10 protein-coding genes are annotated in these 12484 nt (G+C 61.4%); 6 read left to right on the top strand and 4 right to left on the bottom strand.

What is annotated here, in order from left to right:
- Nucleotides 1-17: 17 nt before the first annotated feature.
- From AB1J88_RS27570 to edd, 4 genes are all read right to left on the bottom strand, one after another.
- The gene (locus AB1J88_RS27570) at nt 18-1487 is read right to left on the bottom strand and encodes an ATP-binding protein (protein ID WP_430292722.1); all 1470 of its coding nucleotides are present in this window, start codon (nt 1485-1487) and stop codon (nt 18-20) included.
- Nucleotides 1477-2208 carry a response regulator gene (locus tag AB1J88_RS27565; RefSeq protein ID WP_003227460.1) on the bottom strand — a complete coding sequence of 244 codons (732 nt, stop codon included), beginning with the start codon at nt 2206-2208 and terminating at the stop codon, nt 1477-1479. Before AB1J88_RS27565 ends, AB1J88_RS27570 begins: the two co-directional genes overlap by 11 nt.
- 214 nt (nt 2209-2422) lie before the next feature.
- Nucleotides 2423-3382: a glucokinase gene (locus AB1J88_RS27560; protein ID WP_430292460.1), complete on the bottom strand. Its 960-nt coding sequence runs from the start codon at nt 3380-3382 to the stop codon at nt 2423-2425.
- Nucleotides 3379-5205 carry a phosphogluconate dehydratase gene (edd, locus tag AB1J88_RS27555; protein WP_041068637.1) on the bottom strand — a complete coding sequence of 609 codons (1827 nt, stop codon included), beginning with the start codon at nt 5203-5205 and terminating at the stop codon, nt 3379-3381. Before edd ends, AB1J88_RS27560 begins: the two co-directional genes overlap by 4 nt.
- Nucleotides 5206-5425: 220 nt before the next feature.
- Here edd and gap point away from each other — a divergent pair, with 220 nt between their 5' ends.
- From gap to AB1J88_RS27525, 6 genes are all read left to right on the top strand, one after another.
- Nucleotides 5426-6427: a type I glyceraldehyde-3-phosphate dehydrogenase gene (gap, locus tag AB1J88_RS27550; protein WP_145594494.1), complete on the top strand. Its 1002-nt coding sequence runs from the start codon at nt 5426-5428 to the stop codon at nt 6425-6427.
- A 181-nt stretch (nt 6428-6608) separates the two neighbouring features.
- Nucleotides 6609-7127: an RNA polymerase sigma factor gene (locus tag AB1J88_RS27545; RefSeq protein ID WP_041068631.1), complete on the top strand. Its 519-nt coding sequence runs from the start codon at nt 6609-6611 to the stop codon at nt 7125-7127.
- Between the two features lie 124 nt (nt 7128-7251).
- On the top strand, nt 7252-8217 hold the full coding sequence (locus tag AB1J88_RS27540; RefSeq protein ID WP_430292457.1) for a FecR family protein: 966 nt from the start codon (nt 7252-7254) through the stop codon (nt 8215-8217).
- Between the two features lie 122 nt (nt 8218-8339).
- Nucleotides 8340-10925 (top strand): TonB-dependent receptor, encoded by a 2586-nt coding sequence (locus tag AB1J88_RS27535; protein ID WP_430292455.1) that lies wholly within the window; start codon nt 8340-8342, stop codon nt 10923-10925.
- A gap of 112 nt (nt 10926-11037) precedes the next feature.
- Nucleotides 11038-11634, top strand: coding sequence for a biliverdin-producing heme oxygenase (locus AB1J88_RS27530; protein WP_430292453.1), 597 nt, complete (start codon nt 11038-11040; stop codon nt 11632-11634).
- A gap of 154 nt (nt 11635-11788) precedes the next feature.
- Complete coding sequence (locus AB1J88_RS27525; protein ID WP_430292451.1) at nt 11789-12184, top strand: YbaN family protein; 396 nt, start codon at nt 11789-11791, stop codon at nt 12182-12184.
- Nucleotides 12185-12484 lie beyond the last annotated feature (300 nt).

The following is a 12484-nucleotide window of genomic DNA, read 5'->3' as shown; positions in this document are numbered from 1 at the left end:
CTGCGATCTTCTGATCTTCAGTCTACTGAACGCGGTAACTGCAACGTCACCCGCAACCCGCCCTCACGCAAATTCTGCAGCGTCACCTCACCGCCATGGCTGTGGGCGATGTTGCGCGCAATGCCCAAACCGAGACCATAGCCTTGCTGCTGCCCGGCCAGTCGAAAGTGCGGCTCGAACACCTGCTCCAACCGCTGCTCCGGCACGCCCGGGCCTTCGTCGTCGACGTGCAGGACAAACGCGCGCTCATCGTCATCGATGTGCAAGTGCGCGTTCTGCCCGTACTTCAGCGCATTGTCGATGAGGTTGCCGATGCAGCGTTTCAACGCCAAAGGCTTGCCCGGATACGCCGCCATCGCCTTGCCTTGCAGGGTCACGCGACCATTACCGTTGGGCGCCAGGTACGGCTCTACGAGGCAGTCGAGTACATGATTGAGATCCACCGGCTCGATGTTCTCGTGGATGTCGGTGTCTTTCACGCACTGCAGCGCGCCCTTGACCAGCAACTCCAGTTCATCCAGATCGCGGCCGAACTTGGCTTGCAGCTGCTCGTCTTCGAGCAACTCGACGCGCAAACGCAGGCGAGTGATCGGCGTGCGCAGGTCATGGGAAATCGCGCTGAACAATTGGCTGCGCTCGGTCAAGTAACGGCTGATGCGTTCGCGCATGGTGTTGAACGCACGGCCTACTTCCACCACTTCACTGCCGCCGCCCTCGGCCACCGGCTCGACATCGGCGCCCAGCGACAGATCCCGCGCCGCCCGCGCCAGACGCTTGAGCGGCCGGCTCTGCCAGTGCACCAGCAAGCCGATGAACAGCAGCAAAAAGCCGCTGGTGAGGACGATGAACCACACCTGCTGCGCCGGCAGGCCTTGCTCTTCAAGACTGGTGTAGGGCTCGGGCAATAACGAGGCGATGTACAGCCACTCGCCCGGGGCCATTTGAATCTGCGTCACCAGCACCGGCGGATTCACCGGTTCCAGCGTCAACGCGTAATGCGCCCACGAGCGCGGCAGCTCATCGAGTTTCAGCCCGGCATTGAAGATCCGCAGATCCTCGGGGCTGACGAAGGTCACGGAGATATCAGTGTCATGGCCCAGCGACTGGCGCAGCACTTCATCCACCGCTTGAATCACCGCGGCCTTGCGCGGGGTGATCGGCAGCACGTCCATGCCCAGCGGCTTGTCATTGAGCGTCACCACGAAACGGGTGCCGCCCATGCTGCGCAACTGATCGAGCACCAGCGGCCGGTAAGCCACCGGCAGCGAACGGAAATAGCTGACGCTGGCGGTCATCGAATGGGCGAGGCTGCGGGCGCTGGTGACCAGACCTTCGAGCTGGGTGGCGCGCAGTTGCGAGACCCAGATCACGCTCGACAACGTCTGCGCAAACAACACCGCCAACAAGGTCAGCAGCAGCATCCGCCCGAGCAGCGAACGCGGCACCGGTACTGTGTTGGCGAGCCTGCGCAGCGACTCAGTGACCATTGCCGGCAACCACATTGGCTGCCAGTTGGTAGCCACTGCCGCGCACGGTGCGGATCAGCCGTGGCGGTTTTTCCGTGTCGCGCAGGCGCTGGCGCAAACGGCTGACGGCCATGTCGACGATGCGGTCGAGCGGCATCAGGTCACGGCCACGGGTGGCGTTGCCGATGGTGTCGCGGTCGAGAATTTCCTGTGGATGATCGAGAAACAACTTCAGCAGCGCGAAGTCGGCGCCGGAGAGAATCACTTCCTCGCCGTCGGTGTGGAACAGTCGATGGCTGACCATGTCCAGCCGCCACTCGTCGAAGGCCAGTACGTCGCTGCCGCTGCGCTCTTGACCGAACTGCGCGCGACGCAGCAGCGCCTTGATTCGGGCTTGCAGCTCGCGGGGGCTGAAAGGTTTGCCGAGGTAGTCGTCAGCGCCGAGCTCCAGACCGATCACGCGGTCGGCTTCGTCGGAACTGGCGGTGAGCATGATGATCGGCACCTGCGCCTGACGCGGATGCTGGCGCACCCAGCGGCAGAGGCTGAAACCGTCCTCGTCGGGCAGCATCACATCGAGGATCACCAGATCGCTCGGCGCCTCGTTGAGGGCCTGGCGGAAACTGGCGCCATCGGCGGTGGCCCGCACCTGAAACCCGGCGCGGGTCAGGTAGGTTTCCAGCAACTCGCGTATTTCCTGGTCGTCATCGACCAACAATATCGACTTGTTGACTGAGCTCACTTCGAAGGCATCCTTGTTGTTGGAATTGGGGCGGATTATGCCTTAAGCACTGATTTTACAAACACCACAAAACACCTGTGGGAACAAACCTGTGGTGAGGGGATTTATCCCCGATGGGTTGCGCAGCGACCCTGGAAAAACCGGGCCTGCTTCGCAGGCCATCGGGGATGAATCCCCTCGCCACAAAGGCTCACTCCTACAATTGGATTGCATTTCAGGCAGGGATTGCTTGCTCCAGGGCCACACCGGCACCCACCAGCCCGGAATACGGCGCCGTCACCAGCCACACCGGAATGCCCTTGAAGTAATCGCTCATGCAGCCCTTGTCGGCGAAGCTGCGGGCGAAACCGCTTTCGACGAAGAAATCGGCAAAGCGCGGAATCACTCCGCCAACGATGTACACGCCGCCACGCCCACCGGTGGTCAGCACGTTGTTGCCGGCCACACGGCCGAGCCAGCAGCAGAACTGTTCCAACACTTCCAGGGCAATCGGATCGCCAGCCAGACCGGCTGCGGTGATCGCTTCCGGCGTCTCAAGCTTCGGTTCATGTCCGTCCACTGCGCAGATCGCCCGGTAGACGCGCGGCAAGCCACCACCGCTCAGCGCCGTTTCTGCGCTGACGTGTCCGATCTCGTTGTGGATGTGCTGCCAGAGCTGGGTTTCACGCGGACTGCTCAGCGGCAGATCGACGTGCCCGCCCTCCCCCGGCAGCGCGGCAAACCGGCCTTCGCCCAGATCGAGCAAGGTACCGACGCCCAGCCCCGTGCCCGGACCGATTACCACCGCCGGGCGCAACGGCTCCGGCGTGCCTTCGCAGACCACACGGAATTCCCCGGGCTGCAAACGGGTCATGCCCAGCGCCATCGCCGAGAAATCGTTGATCAACAGCAGTTGTTCGACCTGCAAGGTCTTGCAGAACGCCGTGCGACTCAAGCGCCAGTGATTGTTGGTGAATTTGAATTCATCCCCACTCACCGGCCCCGCCACCGACAGGCACACCGAACCGATCGAACCCGGCGCCAGACCGAGGCCGCTCAGGTACAGGCTGATCGCCTCTTCCGGGCTGGCATGGTCGGCTGTCGCGAGCACCTGAACCGATTGCAGTTGCTGGTTTTTCCACAACGCGAACCGCGCGTTGGTGCCTCCGATATCACCGACCAAAGCCAGTTTCAATTAAGCGTCTCCAGGGCAGAAGTGAAGGCGCTGGCGCCCTGCTCCGCCGAGCTGAAGGCCAAACGCATGAAGCCAAACAGTTCGCGACCGCTGCCGATGTTGTTGCCCAACAGGCCTTTGGCGGGTTCGCGCGCTGCAAATTCGGCGGCGTCGACCTTGAGTTCCAAAGTGCCTTTGACGCCATCGACGCGGATGATATCGCCCTCTTGCACCCGCGCCAAAGCACCACCTACATAAGCTTCAGGGCTGACGTGAATCGCCGCCGGGATTTTCCCCGACGCGCCAGACATGCGCCCGTCGGTGACCAGCGCGACTTTGAAGCCACGATCCTGCAGCACGCCGAGGAACGGCGTCATCTTGTGCAGCTCGGGCATGCCGTTGGAGCGCGGGCCCTGGAAGCGCATCACCGCAACAAAATCCTTCTCCAGCAAACCGGCCTTGAACGCGTCGGCCAGGTCCTGCTGATCCTGGAACACCATGGCTGGCGCTTCGACGATCTGATTTTCCAGCGCCACGGCGGAGACTTTCATCACGCCGCGACCGAGGTTGCCTTCCATCACCCGCAGACCGCCCTCGGCGGAGAATGCACGGGCGACCGGACGCAGGATGTTTTCGTCGAGGCTTTCGGTCGGGCCTTCGCGCCACACCAACTCACCGTTATCGAGGAATGGCTCCTTGGTGTACTGGCTCAAGCCGTGGCCGAGCACGGTGTTGACGTCTTCGTGCAGCAGGCCGGCCTCGAGCAGTTCGCGGATCAGGAACGACATGCCGCCAGCAGCCTGGAAATGGTTGATGTCGGCTTTGCCGTTCGGGTAAACGTGGCTCAGGGTCGGCACGACTTCGGAGAGGTCGGCCATGTCCTGCCAGGTCAGTTGAATGCCAGCGGCCATGGCGATGGCCGGCATGTGCAGGGTGTGGTTGGTCGAGCCGCCGGTGGCGTGCAGCGCGACGATCGAGTTGACCAACGCCTTCTCGTCGACGATTTCGCCGATCGGCATGAAGTTACCGTTCTGCTTGGTCAGACGCGTGACCTGATGCGCGGCTTCGCGGGTCAGGGCATCACGCAGCGGTGTGTTCGGGTTGACGAAAGACGCGCCCGGCAAGTGCAGGCCCATGACTTCCATCAGCAACTGGTTGGTATTGGCGGTGCCGTAGAAGGTGCAGGTGCCCGGGCTGTGGTAGGACTTCATTTCCGATTCCAGCAGCTCTTCGCGGGTCGCCTTGCCTTCGGCGTACTTCTGCCGCACGTCGGCTTTTTCCTTGTTGGAAATCCCCGAAACCATCGGCCCGCCCGGGACGAAGATCGTCGGCAGATGGCCGAAGCGCAGCGAGCCCATCATCAGGCCCGGGACGATCTTGTCGCAGATGCCGAGCATCAGCGCGCCGTCGAACATGTTGTGCGACAGCGCCACCGCCGTCGACATCGCGATCACTTCGCGGCTCGGCAGGCTCAGCTCCATGCCCGGCTCGCCCTGGGTCACGCCATCGCACATCGCCGGCGTACCACCGGCGAACTGGCCGACCGAGCCGATTTCGCGCAAGGCGTTTTTGATCTGCTGGGGAAACACTTCGTACGGCTGGTGCGCCGAGAGCATGTCGTTATACGAAGAAACAATGGCGATGTTCGCCGAGTTCATCATCCGCAGGCTGTGCTTGTCTTCGCTGCCACATCCGGCCACGCCGTGGGCGAAGTTGGCGCATTGCAGCTTGCCGCGCATCGGCCCGTCAGTGGCGGCGCCGCGAATCAGTGCAAGGTAAGCCTGACGCGTGGCGCGGCTGCGGGCGATAAGCCGTTCGGTGACCTCAAGAACGCGGGGATGCATGTGTAGAACTCCAGGCTAACGGATGTGGCGACCTGATTGTCTATGCTGATCAAACGCCGTTGTTGTTGGAATGACAGACGGCTTTTTTGACCATTCGGACCAGTTGATTCAGGTCACTCGTTGTAGATAAAACAAAATATTGCCACTAAAAAGGCTTGTTTTCTATTTTTATGCGAATAATCTTGTAATTCCAACAACAAAACGACGGCGGCGCTGTTCAATGACTCTTCGAATCGCAATCAATGGTTTTGGCCGCATCGGCCGTAATGTCCTGCGCGCACTGTATACCCAAGGCTATCGACAGGATTTGCAGATCGTCGCCATCAACGATCTGGGCGACAGCGCCATCAACGCCCATCTACTCAAATACGACACCGTTCACGGCACATTCGACGCCGAAGTGGCCCATGACAATGAGAGCCTGACGGTCAATGGCGACCGCATTGCGGTCAGCGCCATTCGCAACCCGGCCGAGCTACCATGGGCCGCGGAAAAGATCGATGTGGTGTTCGAATGCACCGGTCTGTTCACCGACCGCGCCAAAGCGGCCGCGCATCTTACTGCCGGCGCGCGCAAAGTCATCATCTCGGCACCGGCCAAAGGCGCCGACGCTACCGTTGTTTACGGCGTGAACCACGACATTCTGCGCCAGTCGCACCAGATCATCTCCAACGCTTCGTGCACCACCAACTGCCTGGCGCCCGTGGCGCAGGTGCTGCACCGCGAGCTGGGCATTGAAAGCGGTCTGATGACCACGATTCATGCCTACACCAACGACCAGAACCTCACCGACGTCTATCACACCGACCCATACCGCGCGCGTTCGGCCACGCAGAACATGATCCCGAGCAAGACCGGCGCCGCCGAAGCGGTAGGCCTGGTGTTGCCGGAACTGGCGGGCAAACTGACCGGCATGGCCGTGCGGGTGCCGGTGATCAATGTGTCGCTGGTGGACCTGACTGTGCAGTTGAAGAAGGAAGCCACGGCCGACGAAGTCAACGCGCTGATGAAAGCCGCCAGCCAACACTCGAAAATTTTGGGTTACAACACGTTGCCGCTGGTTTCCAGCGACTTCAACCACAACCCGCTGTCGTCGATCTTCGACGCCAATCACACCAAATCCAGCGGCAAACTGCTGAAGGTGCTGGCCTGGTACGACAACGAATGGGGCTTCTCCAACCGCATGCTGGATAACTGCCTGGCGCTCTGCAACGCGGAGTAACCGACAACTCCTTGTAGGAGCTGCCGAAGGCTGCGATCTTTTGATCTTGTTTTAAAAGCAACATCAAAAGATCGCAGCCTTCGGCAGCTCCTACATTTGTCTGCTTCGTTCAAAAACAACACTTGACCACTCGACTAGATGATAAGCATTATCATTCGCTCGAAATGGATCAGGTTCCCCCGTGAGTCAATCGCGCTTCAATCACGTCTTCCTCTCTCAGCGCACATCCCTGCTGCGTACGATCGAGCGGATGGTCAACAATCACAGCACCGCCGAAGACCTGTTGCAGGAAACCTACCTGCGCGTCACGCGGGCGTTGAGCGAGCGCGCCATCGATCACCTTGAACCCTTCGTGTTCCAGACCGCGCGCAATCTGGCGCTGGATCACCTGCGCGCGCGCAAGATCCATTCGCGAACCATGGTTGATGACGTGCCGCAGGACGTGGTGCACAGCGTCGCCGCCCCCGCCAGCAGCGCCGAAGACGCCGCCCACGCCGAACAACTGCTGGAGCGCCTGAACGTGAGCCTCAGTCAACTCAGCCCGCGTCAGCAGCAGATTTTCATCCTCAGCCGCCTGCACGGGCACAGCTACCAGGAAATCGCCGACGAATTGAATGTGTCCCTCAGCACCGTGCAGAAGGAACTCAAGCTGATCATGTCGATCTGCATCGGTGTCGCCGAGCGCTTGAATGGCGCCTGAGGTCGCAGGCGATTTCTGTCAGCATCAGCATCGACTGCACTGATCAGCGGGCTTTGCTACCCTTGCCCGACTTTTACGCTTCACTAAAAAAACAGCCGTGCACAGACACTGCCGAGGAAACACCGTGACGGACACCCACCGCCCGCCTTCGCCCGACACGGCGCAGGACGCTGCCCGTGCAATGGACCAGGCTCTGGACTGGCTCATCGTGCTCGGCAGTGCGGACGAAGAGCAGACCCGGCAATTTCACGCATGGCTGGCGGCCGATCCGTTGAATGCCGCGGCGTTCGCCAGGGCCCAGGCGATCTGGGACGGGCCGCAAGTGGTGCAATGCGCACAGAGTCTCGCTGCGAAACCCGCGAAAGTGACGCTCATCAAACGTCTGCGTCCGCACTGGAAACCGTTGGCGACTGCTGCGGTGCTGATTCTGGGCCTGTTCAGTTTCAGCAATCTGCCGATGCGCCTGCAGGCCGATCACCTGACCGTGGTCGGCGAACGCCAGCGCCTGCAACTGGAGGATGGCTCCAAGGTGCTGCTCAACACCAATTCGGCCTTCTCCAGCAGCATCAATGACCGGCAGCGCGTGGCGCGGCTGTATCAGGGCGAAGCGTTTTTCGAGGTGGCCGCCAACCGTGGCCAACCGCTGGAAATCGATGCGGGCCCGGTACAGGCCAGCGTGCGCGACACCGATTTCGCCGTGCGTTATCTGGACGGTGTGGCACAGGTCAACGTGCAGCGCGGCGATGTCGATCTGCGCGCCACCCACAACGACGCGCGCGTGCGTTTGAGCGCCGGCGAAAGCATCCGTATCGGCCCCAACGGTTTCGATCATCCGGCCAAACTCGATGCCGCCACCGACCTGGCCTGGGTCCAGGGCCGGTTGATCTTCGAAAACTGTCCGCTCGACAAGGTGCTGGCCGAACTGCGCCGCTACTACCCGGGCTGGATCATCAACACCAACGAGCAGTTGGCCGACGTCAACGTCACCGGCAATTACCGTCTCGACCAGCCGCTGGACGTCGTACGTTCCCTCGCCCACATCACCTCGGCGCGCCTGCAGGAATTCCCGGCGCTGGTGATCCTGAACTAAATGAGAATTATTTTTACTCGATAGCGAACCCCCGTTCGTCTCGTTATAGCCAATGCAATTGATTCGCATCTTCGGAGGCGGATCAGCACCTATAAAGATTCGTGCGACACGGAGCGCTATCGATGTCCTCTCGCCTTACCCGCCAGACTGCTTCCCCTTCCCGCGTATTGTCGCTGCTGACGGCTGCCATCCTCATGGCCGGCACCGCACCGCTGATGGCTGCCACCGAGCAACCGGCACGCAACATGGGTGATTACTCGTTCTCGATCGGCCAGCAACCGCTGGTGTCGGCGCTCAATGCCTTCACCAGCGTGACCGGTTGGCAGGTCGGCTTGCCGGCGGAACTGGGTCAGGGCGTGTCGTCGCCGGGCGTGCGCGGTTCGCTGCCGCCGGAGAAAGCCCTGGAACGCCTGTTGGTGGGGACCAACCTGAGCTTCCGCAAGCTGAGCAACAACAACGTGGTGCTGGAAAAACGCAGCACCAGCGGCACCTTGAATCTGGATCAGGTGACCATCAGCGCCACCCGCCAAGAACAGTCGGTCAACAGCGTGCCGGCCACTGTCACCGTGCAGACCCGGCAGGATCTGGACCGCAACAACGTCAACACCCTCAAGGATCTGGTGCGCTACGAGCCGGGTGTGTCCGTCGGCGGCGCCGGTCAGCGCGGCGGTATCAGTGGCTACAACATTCGCGGCATCGACGGCGACCGCATCCTCACTCAGGTTGACGGCGTCGAAGTGCCGGACGGTTTCTTCAACGGCCCGTACGCCAAGACCCAGCGCAATTACGTCGACCCGGAAATCATCAAACGCGTGGAAATCCTCCGGGGCCCGGCCTCGGTGCTGTACGGCAGCAACGCCATCGGCGGCGCCGTCAGCTACTACACCCTCGACCCGGACGACATCATCAAGCCCGGCAAAGATGTCGGTGCCCGGTTGAAGACCGGCTACAGCTCCGCCGATGAGAGCTGGCTGAAATCCGCCACGGTTGCCGGGCGTGCCGAGCAGTTCGACGGCTTGCTGCACTTCAGCCAGCGCGACGGTCACGAAACCGATTCCTACGGCAGCAACAACAGCACCGGCCTCGCCCGCACCGCCGCCAACCCGGAAGACGTCAAAGCCACCAACGTGCTGGCGAAGATCGGCTGGAACTACAACGAAGATTCGCGTCTGGGCCTGACCTACGAAAAGTACAAGGACGACCGCGACACCGATCAGAAAAGTGCCTACGGCGGCCCGTACTTCAACGGTGCCCCGACCATCCCCAACAGCGTGCTGCCCGGCGGCATGTATCAGTGGCGCACCGGCAACGACACCATCACCCGCGAGCGTTTCGGCCTCGAGCACAGCTTCGCCCTCGACAGCCTGCTGGTCGATAACGTGAAGTGGAGCCTCAACCACCAGATCGCCAAGACCGACCAGAGCACTGAAGAGTTCTACTACCCGATGACCCGTAAAGTGCTGCGCACCCGCGACACGGTCTACGAGGAAAAACAGTGGGTATTCGACGCGCAACTGGACAAGGCCTTCGCCATCGGTGACACCGATCACGTGCTGACCTACGGCACCACGATCAAACAGCAGAAGGTCACCGGCTCGCGCAGTGGCGACGGCAAATGCCTGGCAGTCGGCCGTGGCTGCACCGCCATCGGCGCCACCAGCGCGGCGGACGTGCTGAAAAAATCCAGCGACTTCCCGGACCCGACCATCAACACCTACAGCCTGTTTGCCCAGGATCAGATCAGCTGGAACAAGTGGACCTTCCTGCCGGGCCTGCGCTACGACTACACCCAGCTCAAGCCGCACATCACTGAAGAATTCCTCAACACCGTGGCCGCCGACGGCAACGGCACCGTCAGCGACGAGAACAAGACCTGGCACAAAGTCTCGCCCAAATTCGGCCTGACCTACGCCCTGACCGACAACTACACCTGGTACGGCCAGTACGCCGAAGGCTTCCGCACGCCGACCGCGAAAGCGCTGTACGGACGCTTCGAAAACAGCACCACCGGCTACAACGTGGCGCCGAACCCGAACCTGGAACCGGAAAAAAGCAAAAGCTATGAAACCGGTCTGCGCGGCAACTTCGAGCAAGGCACGTTCGACGTGGCGGTGTTCTATAACAAGTACCGCGACTTCATCAACGAAGACGCCGTCACGCCTGGCTACGACGAGCTGACCTTCCAGTCGAGCAACATCAAACACGCGACCATCAAGGGCGCCGAAGTCAAAGGTCGTCTGAACCTCGATGCGTTCGGCGCGCCGCAAGGCCTCTACACCCAAGGCTCGATCGCCTACGCCTACGGTCGCAACAACGACAACGGCGAGCCACTCAACAGCGTCAATCCGCTGACTGGCGTATTCGGTCTGGGTTACGACCAGGACAATTACGGCGGCCTGCTGAGCTGGACCGTGGTGAAGAAAAAGGATCGCGTCGACGACAGCAACTTCAAGTCGCCGGATGGCGTCAGCAGCCAGTTCAAGACCCCGGGCTTCGGCATTCTCGATCTGGCCGGCTACTACAAAGTCACCGACGATGTCACGGTCAGCGGCGGCATCTACAACCTGACCGACAAAAAGTACTGGCTGTGGGATGACGTTCGCGGCTACGACAGCGTTGGCGAAGCCTCTGTAACGCAGCCGGCCAACCTCGATCGCCTGACCCAGCCGGGCCGCAACTTCGCAATCAATCTGGTCTGGGACATCTGATCGGTACAGCCCTGCGATACGCATTGATCAGCGCGTCGCGGGGCTTTTTTTACGGTTTGGCACCTGCCCGTTCGTCTCGTTATCAAGCGCCTCTTTTATCAAGGACACCCCCATGACCATTTCGGAAAAAGCCCTGCGTTCACAACGCCTGAACCAGATCACCCACGAGCCGCACAGCAAGCTCGACGCCTTGGTCAAGGCCCACGCGCCGTTCGAAACCCGCGCCAACTTTGCGCGTTTCGTGGTCGCGCAGTACCTGTTTCAGTCGGAACTGGTCGACCTCTATAACAACGCCGAACTGAAGGCCATCGTCCCGGATCTGCCGGCCCGTTGCCGCGCCGAAGCGGCCAAGGCTGACCTGGCGGATCTCGACACCGACATCCCGGCACCGGTGGCCGGCGCGCTGAAAAACCCGAGCAAGGCCCGCGCCCTCGGCTGGATCTTCGTCTCCGAAGGCTCGAAGCTCGGTGCTGCGTTCCTGATCAAACGCGCGGTAGCGCTGGAGCTGAGCGAAACCTTCGGCGCCCGCCACCTCGGTGAACCGGAAGGTGGCCGCGCCGAGGGTTGGAAAAGCTTCGTGCGTACTCTCGACTCCCTGCCGTTCACCGCCGAAGAGGAAGCCGAAGTCGAGCAAGGCGCAATCGACGCGTTCAACCGCTTCACCGTGCTGCTGGAACAGGCTTACGCCACCGAAGCCGAACCGGCCTGACACAACACAAAAATCCCCGTGTAGGAGCTGCCGCAGGCTGCGATCTTTTGATCTTGAAAACAACATCAAAAGATCGCAGCCTGCGGCAGCTCCTACAGGGTGGTCGCGCAAGTCTGTAAGATTCCCGTTTCGTCTCACTGTACTCCCCGAGCCCATGCCGCAACCCGCCACCTCAAAACTCGCCCGTCTGCTGTTCGGCCTGCTGGCCTACGTCAGCCTCGGCATTGGCCTGATCGCCATCGTCGTGCCCGGCCTGCCGACCACCGAGTTCATCCTGCTCGCCGCCTGGGCTGCGACCCGCAGCTCGCCGCGCCTGAGTGCCTGGCTGGAAAACCATCGGCTGTTCGGGCCGATCCTGAACAACTGGCGCAACGGCAAGATCATCGCGCGCAAGGCCAAGGTCAGCGCCACCGTTAGCATGCTGCTGTGCGCGACACTGATGCTGGTGATGCTCGACCACGGCTGGCCGGTGTACCTGGCGATTGCCGGGATGAGCCTGGGCAATCTGTGGATCTGGTCGCGCCCGGAAGCGATCCCGCCCCCCGCCTGACCGCCCGCTATTTTTGGCAAATGAGCTTTTGTGGTGAGGGGATTCATCCCCGATGGCTGCGCAGCAGCCACTAATCCGGCTCCGCAGCGTTTCAGTTAAAAATGGTTGTCAGCTTTTGGGCCTGCTGCGCAGTCCATCGGGGATGAATCCCCTCACCACAAAGCCTCATCACCAACAGCTCCTCAGTGTTCACCCGGCTGAAACTTCCCTGTAATTAATCGCCTTTTCAGCACATTCCCCTGCGCAAACGTTTAGCGCTGACCGTTCGTCGGCAAGCAACTCATGCGCCGTCGCTGCGCG

Source organism: Pseudomonas sp. S8, from assembly GCF_050473925.1.
GTDB lineage: Bacteria > Pseudomonadota > Gammaproteobacteria > Pseudomonadales > Pseudomonadaceae > Aquipseudomonas > Aquipseudomonas parakoreensis.
This window is presented reverse-complemented; position numbering and strand designations above follow the sequence as displayed.

What these genes read in the sequence shown, in the direction of transcription:
- AB1J88_RS27570 (WP_430292722.1), bottom strand. Translation starts at nt 1,487, where the DNA reads ATGGTCACTGAGTCGCTGCGCAGGCTCGCCAACACAGTACCGGTGCCG.
- edd (WP_041068637.1), bottom strand. Translation starts at nt 5,205, where the DNA reads ATGCATCCCCGCGTTCTTGAGGTCACCGAACGGCTTATCGCCCGCAGC.
- gap (WP_145594494.1), top strand. Translation starts at nt 5,426, where the DNA reads ATGACTCTTCGAATCGCAATCAATGGTTTTGGCCGCATCGGCCGTAAT.
- AB1J88_RS27535 (WP_430292455.1), top strand. Translation starts at nt 8,340, where the DNA reads ATGTCCTCTCGCCTTACCCGCCAGACTGCTTCCCCTTCCCGCGTATTG.
- AB1J88_RS27530 (WP_430292453.1), top strand. Translation starts at nt 11,038, where the DNA reads ATGACCATTTCGGAAAAAGCCCTGCGTTCACAACGCCTGAACCAGATC.
- AB1J88_RS27525 (WP_430292451.1), top strand. Translation starts at nt 11,789, where the DNA reads ATGCCGCAACCCGCCACCTCAAAACTCGCCCGTCTGCTGTTCGGCCTG.